This window comes from Bacillus marasmi (assembly GCF_902168435.1).
Lineage (GTDB): Bacteria > Bacillota > Bacilli > Bacillales > Cytobacillaceae > Bacillus_BU > Bacillus_BU marasmi.
Map to the genome: position 1 here is coordinate 79,434 of NZ_LR656176.1, position 20,138 is coordinate 99,571.

The following is a 20,138-nucleotide window of genomic DNA, read 5'->3' on the forward strand; positions in this document are numbered from 1 at the left end:
CATCTTAATTAAAATCAAACAAAGGAGATGCACGGTAATTATTGTTGTAAAGTCTCGATTATTCATTCACCTTCATGACCTCGTATTTGAAACCTAGATATTGATAATTTTGCTTTCTGTACATTTCTCTTGGTGTATCTTCCCCACTTGCCACTAGAATCACTGTCTTGTCCATAAATTGATCCATTACATACCTTTGTACCATGCTACCAATACCCCGTTTCTGGTAAGCATCGAGGACGATTAATCCATCAATTTCAACCGTATCATCAGTGATGATTAAATCAACACTAGCCGCAGGCAAGTCCTGATAATACGCAATTACTTGCTGAAACCTGTCAGAATAGAAATTCCGTCGATGCTGTGCTTGCCGCTGCTCCGCATATCCAAGTCCATATTTGAAATCTAGTTCATACTGAAATTTCAAGAAAGTATCTAAGCTATCTTCTGTTATTGATTGGACAGATATCTCGGGATTTTCCTTTATTTGTGGGAAATCCTTCGGCTGAATACTATACAACTCTAAACGACTCGCATGATAATTCAATTGGTTAAAGTATTCACGGACTTCTGGTAATATTGTTTCATTTTCAGGAAAATAAAATTTGAGATGATGCTGATCATGTTTTAAATGGAATTCGCGCAAATAATCCTCGACTTTGGTAAATTCCGTCAAAGTTGGATTTTTCTTGAATTGGAGAAAATTACAATCATACATTAATAACATTCCTGGATTATGAATGTGGATATACAGGTCATTTTCAAAAACTTTTATACCGTAATGGTTTATTTTTTCAAAGGTAACAGCCTCCAAACTTATCTCCCCTTTATTGTTATGGATTCATTCCTGTTGTTGTACTAAAGCGTTTAGAACTCATGAGTCCTTCATGAGTTCATTGCTTAGATTTTTTCTCCGGGTTTTGAACTCATGAGCCCTTTATGAGTTCATTACTTAGATTTTTTCTCCGGGTTTTGAACTCATGAGCCCTTTATGAGTTCATTACTTAGATTTTTTCTCCGGGTTTTGAACTCATGAGCCCTTTATGAGTTCATTGCTTAGATTTTTTCTCCGGGTTTTGAACTCATGAGCCCTTTAAGAGTTCATTATTTAGATTTTTTCTCCAGATTTTGAACTCATGAGCCCTTTATGAGTTCATTACTTAGATTTTTTCTCCGGGTTTAGAACTCATGAGCCCTTTATGAGTTCATTGCTTAGATTTTTTCTCCGGGTTTTGAACTCATGAGCCCTTTATGAGTTCATTATTTAGATTTTTTCTCCGGGTTTTGAACTCATGAGTCCTTTATGAGTTCATTTTTTAGATTTGCTCTAATATTTACGAACTCATCGATACCCTCAGTTTATATAATCTATTACCAAGCTCCATCAATTCCTCTTTTACAAGAATTTTGGTTTTAAAATGTTCAGGCAGGGCGTTGTACCCGACTTCAATTCCTTTTAGGCCACATGCGATTGCAGCAATGGTGTCACTGTCTCCACCTTTATTAGCAGCTTCAATCGCAACATCCGAAAACTCCTTAAAGTGTACTAAATAATAGAGCACCCAATAAAAAGTATTCACCACATATCCATCTGCCGGGACAATAGGTTTATTATGAAAGACGGAACTAAACTGAGTCCCTTGTATTTCCTTTTCTATCGCCTGATAAAGTTGCTCATGATTAAGAAGTCTTGATGCAATTTTATTGTAAATTTGGCATATTTGTGCTGTTTGCTCATCATAATGTGTCATCATAGACTGACGGAAGGTGATGTCGAGCATTTTCTCATTGTCCGCATAAGCGAGTGCAATTGGTAAAGTGCGCATTAGCGAACCATTTCCAGCACATTTTCCATCCATCTGCTCACAAACTAGTTTTGCAGCTTCTTCCCAATCTCCTTGATATTGACTTAGAACACTCCTAATCGTTATGCCAACGTCCTTTGGATTAGTTCCGTACCAGGCTAAGAATTCCTCGCCAATCTTCGTTATTGGTTCCAGCGGTTTCTCCAAGATGCCTCTCGCAACGGCAATCGTCATTGCTGTATCATCGGTGATTTCACCGGGCTCAAGGCTCCAACACCCGCCACCACTGATTTCTGTGAGCCGACCATATTTTGCGCTGATTTCTGATTCAGTCATAAATTCTGTTGTCCCACCCAGTGCATCTCCAATAGCCACACCGAATAGACCACCCATTATTTTATCTAACACGAGGATCCACCTTTCAACCTAAAATATAAACAAGTTATGGATTTTCCTCCATATAATCCGGCATTGCCGTTTCTAAGTTACGTACTCCAGTAGAGCAACAAGTTATAAAAATTCCACCTAGTAGCAGAATTCCACACACTACAAAAAGCAATGCAATTCCAGAACCGGGTCCTTGTCCGAAAACGCTAATTAACCATGTCCAGCGACCCTCTACCATTGATGGTTCAAGCCAGCCATCGACGATTGGACCTGTAACAAGAAAGGACAACGGTGCGGACAGTGCGGATAATTGCCCGAATACTACAAAAATCCTTCCATGCATATGTAAAGGCGTCTTTCGTTGTATAAGTGAAGTAAATAGGGCACCAGTCATTGCCAGTGGCAACATCAACAAGAAAATAGTTCCAGCCATTAGCCAAACATTTTCGTTTAATCCTAAAAAAATAAACATTCCTGCTGTAAGAATTGATCCAGAAACAATAAATCTAATTTTATGATGGAAATATCCCCACCACACTGACAGCAATGCCCCCACCATCGCACCTGCATTCATTGCGAGGAGTAACCAGGACATCACCATATCATTTCCGGTTTTGAACAAAAAGTACGGAATGGCTAACTCTAAAGGACCATTTAATATGAAATTCCACCAGGCAAAATAAAGAAAAAGGTATAGTAATGATTTATGCTTCCATAGGAAACGATATCCTTCCATTGCCTCATTCCATAGACTTCCCTTCTTTACCTGTATGTCCTTATACATTTTTCCAGGTAATGATAGACTGGCAACAGCAATGATACAAATAATGAACGTTACTATATCAATGATGACTATACCAACCAAACCAATTGGTTCAAAAAGCATCCCTGCTAAAAATGGAGCGATAATTCCAGCTAGTGGAAAAAGAACTTCCTTAAATGAATTAACCCGATCTAATTGGTGATTGTGAACCATTTGTGGGATTAATGCAGAGGAAGCGACACTTTGCAAAGCCATAAACAATCCTTGAATTGCCACTATCATGTATATTAAAGCCATACCCGTACCACTTATTAGACTGAAGACAAGAAAAATCGTGCATAACACTTGACCCGCATCTCCAATCAGAATGGCGGTTTTTCTATTCAATTGATCCACTGCTATACCAATTAGTGAACCAAAAAATAATATGGGCAACTCATTACATAAAGAAATCAACAATAATGGTGTAACAGTACCTGTTTCTTTAACAAACCAAATCCCGATAGCGACTGCTGTTAATCGGCTTCCAATTAGCGAAAGCCCTTGAATTCCCAGAAATTTATAGATAGTTTTATGACTTGTGCTCATTTTAGTTTTCCCCTTGGAACTACGTAAATATCTAATTTTTCAGTTTGATATCGTTAATCAATACCAATCTTTGTGCTTCTTCTTTCTAGCAGAACCACATCACGCCATACTCCGTTCATCTTTCCGAGTTTTTCTCGTCTTCCGATCTCTCGGAAGCCATTTTTTTTGTGGATTTTTAGACTTGAAATATTTTCTGGAAAAATACCAGATTGTAATGTCCAAAAGCCATGCTGTTCACTTTCTTCAATTAATCTTTTTAATAGTAAACTGCCAATCCCCTTGCCGGAGTATTCAAGCCCTACATAAATACTTACCTCTGCTACCCCAGCATATACACATCTACTTGAGGTCGGGCTTAGCACTGCCCAACCAACGATTTTATCACCTGTTTTTGCTACTAAACGGCAAGACTTAACATGCCCGTTATCCCAATCTTCATAGCTAGGTGCGCTAGTCTGAAATGTCGCATTGCCAGTAGAAATTCCTTCGAGATAAATGCTACTTACTTGTTTCCAATCTGATGGCTCCATGTACTCAATCGTAATTGTCATCCTGTGTCATCCTCCATCATAATTTCAAAAAATCGTGATTGTTTACTGTTTTCATAATTGGCAATTCGCTTAAAATATAGTAAATTCCTTCTTAAATTCTACTATCTCAATTAACAATGTGAAAGTGTCACAATGTGTTTGAAATAATGGTAGTATTTTCTTAAAAGTATCCTTTAAAATTATTTTAATGGGTAAAATTGTACTTTTATTAATCCACTTGGTATTTAAATAAGCAACGAGGGTGTTGGACTTGGATTATAAAATTAATTTCTTTGTGGATAATACTAGTCTATATCGAAAGCTCTTTATATTATTTTTTATTGCTCTTCCTATCATTAATTATTGGATATATGCACTGAACTCATTATACGTACTGTCTGTTATTTTTTTAGGCATCGGCTTTTACTCAAAGCCACGTTGGTTCCTTATTTTATTTACATTTCTGGTTGTTGTTCAAAGATCCATCGTTATACAAGATATTGATAGTCTTGCAACCTTTTTCATTCGCCTATTGGTGTATTTAGCAGTAACTTTCATTTCTGTTGAAGTAATTAAACAGTTTAATATTCAAAAAAATAATAAAACTGAAATCATTATGTCGATTTCGAAATTACTTGATTCACGGGATGCTTATACAGCTAATCATTCTGAAAACGTGGCGAAATATTCATTGATGATTGCAAAAGAAATGAAACTGTCAAAATCTCAATGTAAAGCTATTTATTTAGGTGGATTATTACATGATACTGGAAAAATTGGAGTACCTGAATCGATTTTAACCAAACCTTCACAACTTACGAACAAGGAATTTGAAATCATTAAAAATCATCCAATAATTGGTTACGAATCATTGAAGCATGTATCATCTTTAAAAACAACCGGAATACTTGATATGGTCAGATTTCACCATGAACGATATGATGGAAAAGGTTATCCATATGGGTTGAAAGGAAAGGACATTCCCCTTGCAGCAAGAATTATGGCAATAGCCGATTCTTTTGATGCTATGACGTCTAAGCGTGTATACAATGATGCTCGTAGTATCGAATTTGCGATTAGTGAGATCACCAAAAACAAAGGTACTCAATTTGACCCAGAGATTGCTGAGTTATTTATCAATATCCTCAAAAATCAAGACTTGCCTGATATTAAGCATAATTTCTACCATAAATATGAATCAATTGGATAAAATAGCACGTTCACGCTTTACAGTTCACTGTTGTGATAATATTAAACGCCTTAGGATTTTTTCATGATCCTAAGGCGTTTTGTTGAAGCTCATTTTAACTAAATAAGGAAGTGCTTTTCCAGCTAACAATATATTTTGTTAACTCATTTGGGGTGTCGATTTCAGGATCCACCACTTTCCATTGTCCGTCTATACCTAATTCTCTACATGCCGAATCAAATTGGCACATTGCAATTCCCATATCTAGTAATTGCATGTCATACCCCAATTTTGTGCTATAGTTTGGTGTTTGTTCAATGAAAAAGTGACATATTGTTTTATTTGCATTTATTACTAGGCGCCACGGTTGTTTATTTGAAGCAGATGGACCAAGCCTTACCATTTCAATAGGTATTTTAATTATTTCTGCTTTGGCATCTGTTAAAGAAGTTTCAAAATTCTCATCGAAAAAAAGTTGATCCCAAGGCTTTTTATTATCAGCTTTTACTGCAAAGCGGAGTGCTTTATCAAGTACCCTTTGCTTTTCATGCGGGTAACCTATAGGAGTAATGCATGGAATAAATTTCTTGTCAATTAATGGTATTTCTTTTTCAAAAGAATTCCGATTAAAAGTCCCTCCCATCCAACATGTTCCGATTCCATGTTGTGTTAACAAAAGAATAAGTTTTTGAAATACATATCCAAAATCCAACAAAGATTGTTTATTATTTTCTGTGATACCAACTAAATAGGCCTGTGGATTTTTTATCATACCGTATGTTCCCAATTTAATCCCTTTATCCGAAACGTTGTTTGTAACTGAAACCAATTCGATCTTACCTTTTTCACCAAACGGACCTATAAGATTTTCTTCGTTATTTATGTATTGAGAAATCAAATCAATATGTTTGCTGCTTAATGGCTGTTTTTGAAAAGAACGGATTGATTTACGCATCCTCATTACATCAAGTAAAGTGCTATCGGTCATCATGTAGAAACCTCCGGATACATACTTCCTACCCTTTATTGCTGGAACATTCTAATCTTAATGATGTTTCAACCTAAATAAAATAAAACCGCAGTCAAAAATCGATATAGGCTTGAGCGGTCCTTTCTGAACTACGGTTTATTGTCAATTAAGTTTAGTTATTAACTCGCATTATCATTTGATTCAAGTAATTGGAAGAATTCCATTTCATTAATGATTTTTATTTCAAAACCTTTTTCAATTAAAGAATAGGCTTTTTCTTCCTTTGTGCTGATTCCTTTTGCTCCGACTAAAGTTTTATCTTGGCGTCCCACCACAAGAAAATCAGTTTTTCGGCTCACACCGCTTTTAATGATTCCCCCAGCATCAACTGCTTTTTGCATAGCTGTAGCTCTTTCCATCATGCTCAATTCACCTGTAAAAACCATTTGTTTTTCAAAAAATGGATGATTGCAATCCATTTCCTCGCATGAAGGAGTGATGTCCTGGATATCAATTTTTTTGTATTTCTGAGGTTTTTTTCGGTAAAAGCTGTTTTGATGCTTAAAGCGTGCTAAAGATTTGACTGGTATTGCAGCACTATTGATACTTAAATAAGAATCTATTGATTGATGATTGCACAACTCAACACTTTTTATCACCAATTCAGCGCAGGCTTCTGCATCTGCAAGTGCATTATGGTGATGTTCAAGCGCAATTCCAAAATGTTGGGTGCGGGCTTTTAATGAACCTCTAACTCCATTGCAGGCAAGTGAACTAATGGAAATACTACAAGCATACTGAATATCTGGAACATCAAGTGAATATTCTAACAAACAACTCTTCAGCACACTCATATCAAATTGAGCATTGTGTGCAACTACAAGTGTACCAGGTTTAAAGAAATGTTTAATTTCCTGCCATACCTCATCGAATTTTGGTGCATTTAGAACATCCTCTTTTGTTAAGCCATGGATTTTTGCCATTTTTTCGTCAAATATGAGACTTGGTGGTTTAATGAGGTAATATTTTTTATCTACAATTTGGTTTTGGTCTACAAAAATCATACCTAGGGAACAAGCGCTATTTAAATTGTTATTGGCAATTTCAAAATCGATTGCGATAAAGTCCATTCTATTTCACCCTTTATTTTATCGGTTGATCATTATTCCATTTTCCCATAAAAGATTAAAATCGAAAATACGAATCATGATAATTTTGGTGTGAAACTATTTTCCTATTTTGGACGTCATATTTAGTAGAATAAAAGATTAATTGGAAAGGATCGGCTCTCTTGAGATTAAAATGGATGAAAAGCACTATCACCACGACATTACTTGTTATTATTGCGATTTTCATTTACTTTCAATATGTTTCAAAGCCCCAAGTAACACAAACGGCTGAAATGCCCACCTCTCTTCACCCGGTTGTGGAAGAAAAAATGAATCAACTAATTGAACAGGCTGCAGGTAAGGGTATATCCGTTGTGATTACAGACGGATTTCGTAGCGCAGAAGAACAGGACCGCTTGTATGAAAAAGGTCGGTCCTCGGAGGGAAACATTGTAACGCACGCAAGAGGCGGAGAGTCCTATCACAACTACGGTCTGGCAATTGACTTCGCCATCAAAATACCGACAGGAGATATTTTATGGGATCGTCAGTATGACGGGAATGTTAATGGCGTTGCGGATTGGACTGAAGTAGTGACAATTGCCAAAGAACTTGGCTTCGAATGGGGCGGGGATTGGATTAATTTTAAGGATTACCCCCATCTGGAAATGGATTTCGGATTGGCCATTGATGATTTACAACGTGGTGAACGCCCTTCTGATGTAGCTTTACAATCTGAAGCTAATTAAAATAATTCATTGTAGAAAAAATTGGCCTCATGATTCGACTGTTGAATCATGAAGCCAATTTTTTTGAATTTGATTGGAAAATCGCTCTTTAAGTTAACATAATTTTATTATCGGAAACAGACTTTATATAACCTTCGAATATATCTGCCTTAAATACGTTTTCCTCATCACGAAGAAATAGATTAGATGAAAAACCAGGAAACTAGCTAAAACATAAAGGAAATTATCAGTTAACGAAACTGGTCCCACTACTCTATCTACTAATTGTTGCAAGGCCACATACGCGATACTGCTGTGGATGACTGCAATCATAAAGGGTAGGAAGAAAAGAACTCCCATTTCTCTTGTTACGACTTTTATTAATTCCTTTTTCCCTAAACCAATTTTCGAAAGCATCCGGAATTTCTCCTGATCCTTTTCCAAATCAGTAAATAATCTAAAATAAAGAAAACTAGAAGCAAACACAAAGAATACAATTCCAACAAGCACCGTCAGTATTGAAAAAATTCCATTCAATTGATTAATTGTCTGCCATTGTATACTTAAAAAAGAAACATAATAGACTGGATTTTTTATATCGTAATAAAGTTGCTCTTTTATTTTTTCAGAAACAGTTAATGTTTCTTTCCAATCCTCAATTAAAAATCCATATCGATGTTGTTCAGAAACGCTATCATTATTGTCTGTCGAATTTTTCTCCACAAGTTTCAAATACAGTGAATCATTCACAACGTACACTGGCCGGTAGGATTCAAAATATTGATTAGTAATCACTTCTTGGATAGCAACCTTAAACTCATTATCATGTAAGGTAACGAATGAATCTTTAACCGGATTTTGCTGAGATAAAGAACTCTTAACTACAACAACAGCATCTTCATTATTAAGCGTAATTGGTTTGAATCCTAGCATTTTTGCGTTTTTGTTATACTCCGAAACTTTCATCGTTTGATAATAAGTTTTAGTTGTTTGAAAGGACATTTCTACAAGTGTAAAAGGTATTTTCTCCTTTTCCAACTCGTCCTTTATTTTTGCAATGTGCTCTTGTTCTTCTTTATTTTCTATATCAGATTCATATTCTATCGCATAAGTTGTATCAAGCTCGTTGAACAGAACTTCGCCAACAGCTGAAGATGTACCAATCGCTGTAAACGCAACTGCTGAGATAACGGCAACTAAGAAAAAGGTTACCGAATTATCCTTTATTCGATATACCAATTCTGACACAGACAGGATATTGGTTTTTTTGAAAAATAACTTTTCACTTTGTTTGATTGCTTTAAGAGCATATACGCTTAACTGGGTGAAGAAGTAGTAGGTCCCTGCGACAACAAGCGCTACTGTGCCTCCCATATAGGCAAACATTTCCTCCTGAGACATTTCGTTTACATACATCGCAAAGTAAAACACAACCGCATACCCACATCCAATTAGGAGCATTGCAATTAGGGACAACAAGATTGATGCTTTTGGTGCTGGTTTCGGCTTTTCCTCTGATTTAATCAAATCAACTAGCTTTGTCACGCGGATGGTTTTAGAAGTAAACAGTGATATAAGCACAAACAGCACCATAAACCCAATGCCAGTTATCGATATCGCTTTTGTCGGAAAATAAAATGGCAAGCCTTTTTCCAATGTTAGTACTGATGCGCTAATCAGTAAGATTAATTTTGAAAATATTAAGCCAATCCCAATTCCAATAATCGTTGCTGCAGTACCAATAATAATATTTTCATAAAACACAAGACGATTGAATTGTCGAGGTGATAAACCAAGAATCATCATAATCCCAAATTCTTTTTTCCGTTTTTTCAAAAAGGAACTGACAGAATACAAAATAAAGATAACCGAGAAAATATAAATGATATATTGCGAAACCTGAAAGCTACCCTTTCCTAACGTATTCATCATCGAACTGACCTCAGTAATATTGCCCTTTAATGCCGGATGAAAAGCAATTAAGCCAAACGTGAAGAAGATAATTACCGCAAAAGTACTACTGAGAAAATGCCCAATATATACCCTTTTGTTTCGTAACACATTATTAAATGCGAACTGTCGAAAAGTCATGAGTATCTCCCCCCAACAGCGATAAAACATTCATGATTTTTTGATAGAAAACTTGGCGACTTTCACCATTGTAAATCTCATTATATAGTTCTCCATCTTTAATAAATATGACGCGACTGCAATAGCTTGCGGCGATTGGATCATGTGTAACAAGCATCATTGTTGCCCCTGCTTTATTAAGACCAGACAAAAGCTCCATGACATCTCGAGCTGATTTTGAATCAAGATTACCAGTTGGCTCATCTGCTAATATTAGCTGGGGCTGATGAATGATTGCTCTCGCGATTGCAGTCCGTTGGGCTTGACCGCCTGAAATTTCGTATGTTCGCTTATCAAGAATCTCTTTTATGCCAAGCTTATCCGCAATATCAGCTAATTTAAGATTCATCGCCTTTAAACCTGTTCCATCTAAGGTCAATGGCAACAAAATATTTTCTTTCACAGTTAAGGTTGGCAGTAAATTAAACGACTGAAACACGAAGCCTAGTTGCTGCCTGCGAAACTTGGCAAGTTGTTCTCGTTTTAATTGATGTGGGTTTTCTCCCTTAATAAGGACCTCACCTGAAGTGGGTGAATCAATCGTTGAAACTACATTTAAGAGAGTTGTTTTCCCGCTTCCGGATGGACCCATTATCCCAACAAACTCACCCTCTTTTATACTTAAATCGATTCCAGACAATGCTTTATAAGACACTTTTCCATTGTATATTTTCGTTAATTTTTGAACCTTTAGGATTTCCATATTGGTAACTCCCCTCATATTCCTTTTCCTTATTTTCAGTCTACCCAAAACCCCTAGCTGCACCTATTGATTAAGCTTTCATCTTTCTTACAGCTCTGTAAGATTTCTAATTACACATCCTTTGAGCGATTTCTAGTTGGTAGAATGCTGTTTTCGATTTTTTCATAAATTGACAGAACCCAATTTGAAAAATAAAGCTTAGAATTGCCCCAATTTATTAATATCGCAGCAATAATTGCAATCGTTGCTCCGACGATGACATCAAATGGGTAATGTACGCCAACACCGATTCTGGAAATCCCTGTTGCAAAAGCGATAACTAGCCATACTACACCTTGTTTCTTCTTGACAAGCCATATTGAAAAACATACTGAAAACATTAAAATTGTATGATCACTAGGAAATGAATTATCGACTGCTCTTTCAACGAGCTGATTGACATTTGATAGTTCGGCAAAGGGCTGGTTGTTCGAATATAAAAGCGCTGCGATCTTTCCGATTATTTCTGCTAAGATGAAGGCTATTGCCGCATTGATAGTCATGATGCGATTTTTCTTGATTGTAGTAAACCAAAATCCCAATAAACCTAATACTAGAATATAGACAGTGTATTCAGCGAAAAATTCAAACACAGGGTTAAATGCAGGATAATCCTTTCCAAGATTGTTAATGGTGCGAAACCACGTAACATTTACTTCAGACAAATTCATTTGTAACTCTCTCCTTACGTATGTTCTAAGGAGACTATATCGCGACTATCCCTAAAGTCATATCGAAGTTCCTTTCACAGAGGTGACAAGCTTGTAAGGTTTTTTGTAATAATTGTAAGAAATAACAAAGCACAAAAAAAGCATGTGCTTTTGACACATGCCTTTTCTTGATATTAGTATATCAGTTACTCTATGTATCCTTTTTCCTTCATGTGTTGGTAAGCCGCATCCTTGTTTTCTGCGTCGATTAAGTATTCTAATTTTTCATCAACGACTTTAGCACACTTACCTCCGAATGGTTTGAGCTCCGCTTTAATTTCTTTAATATCAAATTCACCTTTTGCCGGATATTTAACTTTCATTATTCGACACCTCCCACTAATAAATATAAGGAAAGAGTTACCAAAATACAGTGATAAAGATTACTTACTATGATGAGAAAATAATCCTAGCCGTTGTACCCTCACCAACTTTTGATTCTAATTCAATTGAATGATTGAGTTTTTCGAGAACTACTTTGACTAAATACAATCCCATTCCTGTTGATTCCTTAAACATTCGACCATTTTCTCCAGTAAAAAAAGGCTGAAAAACCCTTGATAAATCTGATGTAGGAATACCCACACCACGATCAATGATTTCGAGAATCACCGCATGATCTTCCTTATATGCAGCAATTGTAATTTTTTCACGAGTCCCAGCTGAATACTTAATCGCATTGGTCAGTAACTGGTCAAGAACAAAACGGAGCCATTTCCCATCTGTTCTTATTTTGAGATGCTGGTCCACTTTTAATTCAGGATAAACATAATTTCGAATAAAATATTGCTTATTTTCAACGACCACTTTATTTATAGTTTCATACAATGAAATGTCCTGTACTAAAAAATCTTCTGTAAAGGTATCTAAACGGGAGGTATATAAAGCCATTTCAAGGCCCTTTCTTAGTCTCAGGGTTTCTTCAGCTATGCTATCAAATCGGGGGTCATCCTCACTTTGAATAATCAATTCAATTACAGACAGCGGCGTTTTCATTTGATGAACCCATTGATTCATAAATGTAAATCGTTCTTGCTGCTTTTCTTCCCATGTTTCTAACTTCGCTTGATATTGACGAAATTGAATGTCAACAAAGTCATCGACTGCGCTTGCGAGAGGAGTATGGTTAGTTTCAGTTATTGTTTCCTCAAGTGTTTGCGGAGGCTTAGAAAGCTTTGCATACAGCTGAGCTTCACTGAAATACCTATAAGTTAAATATACAATCAATATAAAAACACCTAGAAAGGCAGAATAGCTTAAAATAAGCAAATTTTGAAATCCAGAAAACCAGATAACGAGTAGCATTATCGATATTTGCAGCAATGAAAACATTATTAAAGGAATATGTTGACGGATAAATAGCTTCATGATTTTGCCTGATTCCAGGTCATATTTAAGCGATAGCCAGCGCCTCGCACGGTTTCAATCGCTCCTTCAATGCCTAGTTCTGTTAATTTTTTTCTTAATCTTGTCATGTTGACACTAACTGTATTATCATCAACAAATATCATATCGTCCCACAGCTTCTCTAAAATTTTATTACGGCTCATAACCTTCGGATAACTAGATAAGAACATTTCTAGTAGCTCGGCTTCCTTTTTTGTTAAAACTGTCGTCTTATCATTCAGTGTAACTTCTAATCGTTCTGGATATAGGGTCAATCCTTCCAATTCAACGACCCGCTCCTCTATTTTTGGAGCGTATTCACCATATACTCGCCTCAAATGACTCCGGATTTTGGCCATTACCACTTCATAATGAAACGGCTTAGTAATATAATCATCTCCACCATTTTCCAACGCCATTACTTGGTCCATATCACCGCTTCGGGCAGAAATAAAAATGATAGGACAGGTGGAAACTGTACGAATTTGCCTGCACCAATAATAGCCATCAAATGTTGGTAAATTAATATCTAATAAAACCAAATGCGGCTCAAATTCCTTAAATTCCGTTAGCACTTGGTCAAATTTTTCTACAATTCTTCCTTCGTATCCATATCTTCCAAAATAAGAATGAAGCAATTCAGCGATTTTTGAATCATCCTCAACAATTAAAATTTTTTCCAATATAAATACCTCCAATTTACATAAGCCTTATTATTATATTGTGTTTTGGTACATAGATTTCACAACTTCAGTTTTCACAATCATATCGTATATTGATTGTTTTCTTTTTGTAAATATCGCTGTCAAAATATAGGTGAACATTAATCCATAAATTATCACACCTAAAAGTGTGTAGGTAAGAGGAATAAATTGGTCACCTAGGTGTACAAGTCGGTAAACAAGATAATGTGAAAGCTCCCACGGTAAGAATTTAAGCGCATTTCTAAAAATCGAACGAACCAGAGTTGGATTACTGCCAGTATCATCAATGACGGAAATTCCCATTTTTCTTTTTCCAAAGCTCTGACCAACTAGGGATGAATCGCAAATCGCAAAATACAGTAAAACTGGTAATGTTAACAAAGCAAATCCTGCCAATTGGGCAACCAATAATGAACCGGTGAATAATTCCTGTATCGCTGGTATCAGAAAAACACTAAGAATAATCAGTAAAACTATATATCCTAAGATTAAAAGGTAATCATATAAAAATGCTTTCAATCGTATGAAGAAGGAAGCGTTCATCACAAGACCTCCATTTGTTTTATCTGGTGGACTATAAGAACATGCTAGAAATACCCTGCCTACCGCTTTGGAGTAAATCAGTCTGTAGCAGTAATCGTTTAATCCTACTTATGAGAATTCATTTTGGTGTTAATGAACAAATATAGTAAGCCACCAGTAATCGGTAAAATATATGCCGGAATGAACACGAGAAGGAAACCTGACAGTAGCATAGCAGCTGGGAGCATTATTTTCGCAATACTTATGCCAATGCTCATTACCCTGCCCCGATACTCATCTGGAATTTCAGTTTGCATCAAGTAAGCCATTGGAATATCAATTAACGCTATGGTGGTTCCGATGAGAAACATAATACAGCAGTAGAAAATCATGTAGATTTGATTATTAAAAAGGAGCACTTCAAGCCAAATTGGCAACCCAAGCAGCATCATAAATAATGCTAAACCATAGCCTATAGCTTTCAGTAATTTATGATAAGGGATTCTGGCAATGATATATTTTACTATCAACGCTCCCACCAGCATCCCAATTGGCATTGAAGCTTGAATAATCCCTAAATCACGTGAGGAAAGCCCTAAAACTGACGTTACAATAAATGGTAATGGTACCGTAATGGCATAACCGGAGAAAAAGTTAATCGCAATTAAAATAACGAATAATTTCATGATGATTTTTCTCTGAACTAAATATCGAAACCCTTCCCTCATATCTTCAAAGATATGAATTTTCACATTTTGCTGTTGTTCCGTCACATTCAAGTTAAAATCCATAAATAAAATCATACAGCCAGACAATATAAATGAAATGGCATTAGCGATAATGAAAAGCTTTATATCTACTAAACCGTAAACGACGCCACCAATGATTGGTCCAAGAACAGTGCCAAGCGAATCAATACTTTTACTTATTGAGTTAATGCTCATTAATCTTTGTTTTGAAACGACGTTTGGCTTTGCAGCTTCCAACCCTACCGCAAAAAAGGTCGTAAACAACGTTAACAAAAATGTTGTTATATAAATGAGCAGCAAATTGAGCTGGTACAAATAGGATGCACTAAAGACAGTGAGTAACATGATTCCACTAAGAAAATCCATGGCTACAACCAATGTCTTTTTATTAACTTTATCGGCAATGACACCCGCAAATGGAAAGATTAAAATCATCGGAATGACCCCGAGCATCAGTGTAATTGCAAAGCTTAACGGTGATCCTGTCAGCTTTAACACATATAATCCCAATGCAAAATTAAACAGGGAGGTCCCGAAAACCGAAATTGTTTTACTAGAGCAATAGAGAAACAGATTCTTCCCTTCTGTCTGTTCCTGCCTTTTGCGATACGTATATTGTATAGCGTCCATTTCAGATCCACCTCACTTAAACATTTACTGTTTTTAGTTTAAGTGATTGGGTTGACACCACATCAAGTAGGCGTATATAGTTATTCTTTTAAGTGAAAATTACAAACGTTGGGTTAACCCCACCTTTTTCCCGAAGAATGAATATGTGTACACCTCTTCACCCTTCACAAAAAAATCCTCGTATTTTCCACCGTATTGTAAAATCTCTGAGTTTTTATCATCAATTAACTCATACCTTAAATCAACTAACTGTTCCTTAATATAACGGATTGAAAAATTCGACCTGAACTCCGGTGCGATTTTGCTTTTACTACCGAAATTATTAAAAATAAAGAACGAGCCCAATAGATGTCCCTCAGCTTTCACAAGTTGATCAACTCCCTTAAGTAAAAAGCTTTCATTCTCGAAGGAATAATTGCTTGTCCCAGTATGATCAATCAATACATCGACGGAATGGCTTACAATTGGAATTTCTAAAAAGTCAGCACAAATAAACAATACATTTCGCTGTATACCCGTTCTCTCAAGCAAACCTTTTAAAAAGCGGAGTTTTTCAAGATTATGATCAACGGCAATGTAAAGACAATCATCTGGTAAATCCTGATAAAGATTACGGAGGAAGATGCCCATCCCTGAACCTAATTCAAGAATGATTTTTTGCTGAAGATTTAAACTATCCAATTTCCGTATTGCCCAATGCAGGCTTCTATTGATATTTTGCAAATAGTTAGGTTCAGTTATCATAATATATTCATTGATTTGGCCATCATAAATGGGTTCATCAGTTTGTAGTACGGGCCGATTGACGGAAATGATACCGGATTGAATGGTGTACTTGTGTCCACAGGTACAGGTAAGTGATCCTTCCATAACTTGGTTTTGGCTGATTGAACCGTTTTCGAGAATCAGCGGTTGGTCGCACTCAGAACAACTAAGGAGTTTCAAAGTATTAATGTGTACACCTTTAGTAAACACAATGCTGCTATTTTGTTTATTAAATTGGTCTATTTTCCGGTCGAGTTTTGCTTTAATTTGCTGCAAATCATTTATTTCTTTTTCAATTTTTTTACGCTTCATTGTAAATAATGATTGATAATATGAATCTTCATCATAGTTCGTCAATTTGCCAATATTCTTGTAAAGAAAAAACAGTTTGATTTCATTTAATTGAAATCCCATTGCTTTAAATTCAGTTATCATCTTGAAATCATTTTGGCAACCGTCATCGAATTCATACTGCCCACCCTTTTTTTCAGGTACGATTATGCCTAGGTCCATATAGTGGCGGATGGTATCCACGCTGACTTCATTCACCTTTGCAAACTTGCCAATCCTCATCTCGATCACCGCACCTTTTATCATTCTTCTTATGCTCATTATATCCTTACCTAACCCTTGCCACCATTTGATTTGTCACTTAAAACCACAATTGTAAAGTTACTAAATTTTCTTTCTACTAAACAAAATACTCTTGAAATTCATCAAATATTTTGTTATATTACAGTCAACTAAATATTTCTTACTTCAAACATTTTGAAGTGGGTATAGAGGCGCAGAAACCATTAGTAAGTAATTTGAGGATGATGAGATCCGGTGATTTTTACTGAAAGGGGAATTTGCCGAAGCTATAAGAACCTCATTGTTCTTAACGCTGGGTCTGTATTGAATAAGTACAGAACTGTCATATAGGAATCCCTATATGGAGGGCTATCTCACGCATCGGAACGTCTTTAGATTATGTTCTTTTGCAACAGCGAACCCTCGTTGTTGCTTTTTTGCGTTGTTTTTTGAGTAGCCTTATCCCTCTAATTTTTCAATAAAATTATGTAAAGGATGAGGAATAATGAATTTCGGACAAGTATTAACAGCTATGGTTACCCCATTTGATGAAAATGGTGATATTGATTTTAATGCAACGAGAAATCTCGTTAATCATTTAATTGCCAATGGTACAGATGCAATTGTAGTGGCGGGGACTACTGGTGAATCACCAACATTGACTTCGGATGAGAAGGTAGCACTATTTCAATTTGTTGTTGAGATTGTTGATGGTCGGGTTCCGGTTATTGCTGGTACTGGCTCCAATAATACAAGAGCGTCTATTATTTTAACAAGATTAGCTACGGAAGCTGGCGTAGATGGCATTATGCTCGTTACTCCTTACTACAATAAGCCATCACAAGAGGGAATGTATCAGCATTTTAAAGCGATTGCCGAAGCAACTTCTTTACCTGTAATGCTCTATAATATTCCTGGACGAAGTGTTGTCAATTTATCTGTGGATACAGTAGTTCGTTTATCTAAGATTAGTAATATTGTTGCTATTAAAGAAGCGAGTGGGAATCTTGATGCTATGGCAGAAATCATTGATAGAACAGCAGATGATTTTGTGTTATATAGCGGTGATGACAGTTTAACATTACCAGTATTATCAATTGGTGGAGTAGGTATTGTATCTGTTTCAGCTCACATTATTGGTAATGAAATGCAGGATATGATTAATAACTTTAAAAATGGTCACTTACGCGTGGCAGCTGCAACACATCGCAAACTCCTGCCAATTATGAAAGCGATGTTTACTGCTCCTAATCCCACACCGGTTAAAGCAGCTTTAAACCTCACAGGCGTGTCTGTTGGTGGGGTACGCTTACCGTTAATTCCTTTAACTAGTGACGAAACGAAAAACCTAGAACAAGTATTACAAATCAAAAATAATGAAGTCTTGAATTCATAAATGATTAGGCTGCTAATCCCCTTTGGGATGGCAGCCTATTTGTTAAATTAAAAACTATTTTACCGGAAGCAAATGTTCAACTACTATACTATTAATTGCATTGATATAAGCTAATGCACTTGCTTTCATAATATCCGTGTCTGTTGCTTTTGCTGTATATTTCTCTCCTTTATACTCCACTTGGATTTTCACTTTACCTAATGCTTCTTTTCCTCTTGATACACTGTTAATGTTGTATTCAATCAGTTTAATGTCTAAGTCACAAATTTCTGAAATAGCGGAGTATAAAGCGTCAATTGGTCCAGAGCCGACCGAACTACTTTTTAATATGATATTACCTTTTTTCATTTTCACACTTGCTGATGGAAAGATTGGATTACTAATCACTTGCAAATCAATCAATTCATAAAAATGTTCACTATAGTTGGTTAAGTCTTGGTTAGTACTATCGTGTTTTGAGAAATAATTTTCTACAATCACATACAAATCATGATTATAGACTTCTTTTTTTGCATCCGCTAATTCAAGAAACGCTGTAAATATCCCTTCAAATTGTGTTTCAGTTAAATGGTTGAACCCTAACTTTTCAAGCGCATTTCTTACTGCGTGTCGACCAGACCTAGCTGTTAATACTAGTTCCATATCCTCTAGACCGACTTCTGTTGGGCTAATAATTTCATAGGCATCTCTTGATTTCAATAAGCCATCCTGGTGAATACCAGAGGAATGTGCAAATGCGTTATCTCCTGTAATTGCCTTATTTACTTGAACATCTAGACCCATTAAACTACTAACAAGCCTTGAGGTATTCATTATTTCCTTCGTATTAACATTGGTGTACGCTTGATAGATTGCCGAGCGGGTATTCATCGACATTACTACTTCTTCTAAGGCTGCATTACCAGCCCGTTCTCCAATTCCATTTATTGTACACTCCACTTTATCCGCGCCATTTTTGATTGCAGCTAATGTATTGGCTGTTGCCATACCAAGGTCATTATGACAATGCACACTTAGTAACACTTTATCATTAAGATTTTTCAAACGATCATTCAATTTATAAATGAGGTGGCCAAACTCTTCAGGTTCGGCATATCCGACTGTATCAGGGACATTAATGATGGTGGCCCCTGCTTTTACAACCGCTTCTATCGTTGACCATAGATATTCAAAGTCTGAACGGGACGCATCTTCTGTGGAATATTGTACATCCGGCAATAATGTTTTAGCATATTTCACTGCTTCAACACCAATATCTAAAATTTGACTTTTTGATTTTCCAAATTTCTTTTCAACATGTATATCTGATGTACCTAGAACCATATGAATTAACGGCTTTTCAGCATATTTTATACTATTAAAAACAGAATCAATATCGGACTTCACTGCCCTCGCTAACGCAGTTATGATGATGTCATCAGTGTTTCCAACTTTCTTGGCTATTTCTTTCACCGCGTTGAAATCTCCGGTTGATGACGCAGGAAAACCAGCTTCAATAATATCCACTTGCAATTTTTTTAATTGCTGTGCTACTTCGAGTTTTTCATAAAGATTTAGCTTTGCACCTGGAACCTGCTCTCCATCTCTTAAAGTCGTATCAAATACCCAAATTTTCCTCGTCAAATCAGAAACACTCCTTTATTTTTTTTTATAGAAAAATAAAAAAGCCTCGCCTCTATAAAAATTTATAGAGACGAGGCATTGCTCGCGGTACCACTCTAATTGATTAATCCTTTTATGATTAATCCACTCATTTTTCAGT

The 20,138-nt window shown here is 36.1% G+C and carries 19 protein-coding genes, 1 riboswitch and 1 other annotated feature (1 of these 21 only partly in view); of the genes, 3 read left to right on the top strand and 16 right to left on the bottom strand.

Features of this window, described 5'->3' with window-relative positions; genetic code table 11:
- Positions 1-58 precede the first annotated feature (58 nt).
- The 4 genes from FXW34_RS16925 to FXW34_RS16940 form a co-directional block, all read right to left on the bottom strand.
- Positions 59-814, bottom strand: coding sequence for a GNAT family N-acetyltransferase (locus FXW34_RS16925; RefSeq protein ID WP_147535233.1), 756 nt, complete (start codon positions 812-814; stop codon positions 59-61).
- A 520-nt stretch (positions 815-1,334) separates the two neighbouring features.
- Positions 1,335-2,213 carry an ADP-ribosylglycohydrolase family protein gene (locus FXW34_RS16930; RefSeq protein ID WP_246141138.1) on the bottom strand — a complete coding sequence of 293 codons (879 nt, stop codon included), beginning with the start codon at positions 2,211-2,213 and terminating at the stop codon, positions 1,335-1,337.
- 34 nt (positions 2,214-2,247) lie between these two features.
- Positions 2,248-3,543 carry an MFS transporter gene (locus tag FXW34_RS16935; protein ID WP_147535235.1) on the bottom strand — a complete coding sequence of 432 codons (1,296 nt, stop codon included), beginning with the start codon at positions 3,541-3,543 and terminating at the stop codon, positions 2,248-2,250.
- Between the two features lie 53 nt (positions 3,544-3,596).
- Positions 3,597-4,094, bottom strand: a complete 498-nt coding sequence (locus tag FXW34_RS16940) for a GNAT family N-acetyltransferase (RefSeq protein ID WP_147535236.1) — start codon at positions 4,092-4,094, stop codon at positions 3,597-3,599.
- A gap of 250 nt (positions 4,095-4,344) precedes the next feature.
- Between FXW34_RS16940 and FXW34_RS16945 the strand changes: the two genes are divergently transcribed.
- Complete coding sequence (locus FXW34_RS16945; RefSeq protein ID WP_147535237.1) at positions 4,345-5,283, top strand: HD-GYP domain-containing protein; 939 nt, start codon at positions 4,345-4,347, stop codon at positions 5,281-5,283.
- 94 nt (positions 5,284-5,377) lie between these two features.
- On the opposite strand, the gene FXW34_RS16950 is transcribed toward FXW34_RS16945, so the two are convergent.
- Both FXW34_RS16950 and FXW34_RS16955 read right to left on the bottom strand, forming a co-directional pair.
- On the bottom strand, positions 5,378-6,253 hold the full coding sequence (locus FXW34_RS16950; protein ID WP_147535238.1) for a nitroreductase family protein: 876 nt from the start codon (positions 6,251-6,253) through the stop codon (positions 5,378-5,380).
- A gap of 158 nt (positions 6,254-6,411) precedes the next feature.
- Positions 6,412-7,362, bottom strand: coding sequence for an exonuclease domain-containing protein (locus tag FXW34_RS16955; RefSeq protein ID WP_147535239.1), 951 nt, complete (start codon positions 7,360-7,362; stop codon positions 6,412-6,414).
- 176 nt (positions 7,363-7,538) lie between these two features.
- On the opposite strand from FXW34_RS16955, the gene FXW34_RS16960 reads away from it, so the two are divergent.
- The gene (locus FXW34_RS16960; RefSeq protein ID WP_147535295.1) at positions 7,539-8,090 is read left to right on the top strand and encodes a M15 family metallopeptidase; all 552 of its coding nucleotides are present in this window, start codon (positions 7,539-7,541) and stop codon (positions 8,088-8,090) included.
- Positions 8,091-8,213: 123 nt separating this feature from the next.
- On the opposite strand, the gene FXW34_RS16965 is transcribed toward FXW34_RS16960, so the two are convergent.
- From FXW34_RS16965 to FXW34_RS17000, 9 genes are all read right to left on the bottom strand, one after another.
- Complete coding sequence (locus FXW34_RS16965; RefSeq protein WP_187119001.1) at positions 8,214-10,160, bottom strand: ABC transporter permease; 1,947 nt, start codon at positions 10,158-10,160, stop codon at positions 8,214-8,216.
- The gene (locus tag FXW34_RS16970; RefSeq protein ID WP_147535241.1) at positions 10,135-10,902 is read right to left on the bottom strand and encodes an ABC transporter ATP-binding protein; all 768 of its coding nucleotides are present in this window, start codon (positions 10,900-10,902) and stop codon (positions 10,135-10,137) included. Before FXW34_RS16970 ends, FXW34_RS16965 begins: the two co-directional genes overlap by 26 nt.
- Positions 10,903-11,012: 110 nt before the next feature.
- A complete protein-coding gene (locus FXW34_RS16975; RefSeq protein WP_147535242.1) occupies positions 11,013-11,612 on the bottom strand; it encodes an undecaprenyl-diphosphatase in 600 nt (199 codons plus the stop codon).
- 185 nt (positions 11,613-11,797) lie between these two features.
- A complete protein-coding gene (locus tag FXW34_RS23030; protein ID WP_187119002.1) occupies positions 11,798-11,974 on the bottom strand; it encodes a hypothetical protein in 177 nt (58 codons plus the stop codon).
- A gap of 67 nt (positions 11,975-12,041) precedes the next feature.
- Positions 12,042-13,019 carry a sensor histidine kinase gene (locus tag FXW34_RS16980; protein ID WP_147535243.1) on the bottom strand — a complete coding sequence of 326 codons (978 nt, stop codon included), beginning with the start codon at positions 13,017-13,019 and terminating at the stop codon, positions 12,042-12,044.
- Positions 13,016-13,720 carry a response regulator transcription factor gene (locus tag FXW34_RS16985; RefSeq protein WP_147535244.1) on the bottom strand — a complete coding sequence of 235 codons (705 nt, stop codon included), beginning with the start codon at positions 13,718-13,720 and terminating at the stop codon, positions 13,016-13,018. Before FXW34_RS16985 ends, FXW34_RS16980 begins: the two co-directional genes overlap by 4 nt.
- Positions 13,721-13,753: 33 nt before the next feature.
- Complete coding sequence (locus tag FXW34_RS16990; protein WP_147535245.1) at positions 13,754-14,284, bottom strand: RDD family protein; 531 nt, start codon at positions 14,282-14,284, stop codon at positions 13,754-13,756.
- Between the two features lie 104 nt (positions 14,285-14,388).
- Positions 14,389-15,642 (bottom strand): MFS transporter, encoded by a 1,254-nt coding sequence (locus tag FXW34_RS16995; RefSeq protein ID WP_147535246.1) that lies wholly within the window; start codon positions 15,640-15,642, stop codon positions 14,389-14,391.
- A 99-nt stretch (positions 15,643-15,741) separates the two neighbouring features.
- Positions 15,742-17,019, bottom strand: a complete 1,278-nt coding sequence (locus FXW34_RS17000) for a MerR family transcriptional regulator (RefSeq protein ID WP_246141140.1) — start codon at positions 17,017-17,019, stop codon at positions 15,742-15,744.
- A gap of 160 nt (positions 17,020-17,179) precedes the next feature.
- Positions 17,180-17,360: riboswitch (Lysine riboswitch) on the top strand.
- A 125-nt stretch (positions 17,361-17,485) separates the two neighbouring features.
- On the opposite strand from FXW34_RS17000, the gene dapA reads away from it, so the two are divergent.
- Positions 17,486-18,376, top strand: coding sequence for a 4-hydroxy-tetrahydrodipicolinate synthase (dapA, locus tag FXW34_RS17005; protein ID WP_147535247.1), 891 nt, complete (start codon positions 17,486-17,488; stop codon positions 18,374-18,376).
- 54 nt (positions 18,377-18,430) lie between these two features.
- Here the strand turns inward: dapA and FXW34_RS17010 are convergent, their stop codons facing one another.
- The gene (locus tag FXW34_RS17010) at positions 18,431-19,999 is read right to left on the bottom strand and encodes a 2-isopropylmalate synthase (protein WP_147535248.1); all 1,569 of its coding nucleotides are present in this window, start codon (positions 19,997-19,999) and stop codon (positions 18,431-18,433) included.
- 63 nt (positions 20,000-20,062) lie between these two features.
- Positions 20,063-20,138, bottom strand: a binding site (T-box leader); it runs 168 nt beyond the window's last position.

What these genes read in the sequence shown, in the direction of transcription:
- FXW34_RS16935 (WP_147535235.1), bottom strand. Translation starts at nt 3,543, where the DNA reads ATGAGCACAAGTCATAAAACTATCTATAAATTTCTGGGAATTCAAGGG.
- FXW34_RS16940 (WP_147535236.1), bottom strand. Translation starts at nt 4,094, where the DNA reads ATGACAATTACGATTGAGTACATGGAGCCATCAGATTGGAAACAAGTA.
- FXW34_RS16950 (WP_147535238.1), bottom strand. Translation starts at nt 6,253, where the DNA reads ATGATGACCGATAGCACTTTACTTGATGTAATGAGGATGCGTAAATCA.
- FXW34_RS16955 (WP_147535239.1), bottom strand. Translation starts at nt 7,362, where the DNA reads ATGGACTTTATCGCAATCGATTTTGAAATTGCCAATAACAATTTAAAT.
- FXW34_RS16960 (WP_147535295.1), top strand. Translation starts at nt 7,539, where the DNA reads ATGAAAAGCACTATCACCACGACATTACTTGTTATTATTGCGATTTTC.
- FXW34_RS16965 (WP_187119001.1), bottom strand. Translation starts at nt 10,160, where the DNA reads ATGACTTTTCGACAGTTCGCATTTAATAATGTGTTACGAAACAAAAGG.
- FXW34_RS16970 (WP_147535241.1), bottom strand. Translation starts at nt 10,902, where the DNA reads ATGGAAATCCTAAAGGTTCAAAAATTAACGAAAATATACAATGGAAAA.
- FXW34_RS16975 (WP_147535242.1), bottom strand. Translation starts at nt 11,612, where the DNA reads ATGAATTTGTCTGAAGTAAATGTTACGTGGTTTCGCACCATTAACAAT.
- FXW34_RS23030 (WP_187119002.1), bottom strand. Translation starts at nt 11,974, where the DNA reads ATGAAAGTTAAATATCCGGCAAAAGGTGAATTTGATATTAAAGAAATT.
- FXW34_RS16980 (WP_147535243.1), bottom strand. Translation starts at nt 13,019, where the DNA reads ATGAAGCTATTTATCCGTCAACATATTCCTTTAATAATGTTTTCATTG.
- FXW34_RS16990 (WP_147535245.1), bottom strand. Translation starts at nt 14,284, where the DNA reads ATGAACGCTTCCTTCTTCATACGATTGAAAGCATTTTTATATGATTAC.
- FXW34_RS16995 (WP_147535246.1), bottom strand. Translation starts at nt 15,642, where the DNA reads ATGGACGCTATACAATATACGTATCGCAAAAGGCAGGAACAGACAGAA.
- FXW34_RS17000 (WP_246141140.1), bottom strand. Translation starts at nt 17,019, where the DNA reads ATGAGCATAAGAAGAATGATAAAAGGTGCGGTGATCGAGATGAGGATT.
- dapA (WP_147535247.1), top strand. Translation starts at nt 17,486, where the DNA reads ATGAATTTCGGACAAGTATTAACAGCTATGGTTACCCCATTTGATGAA.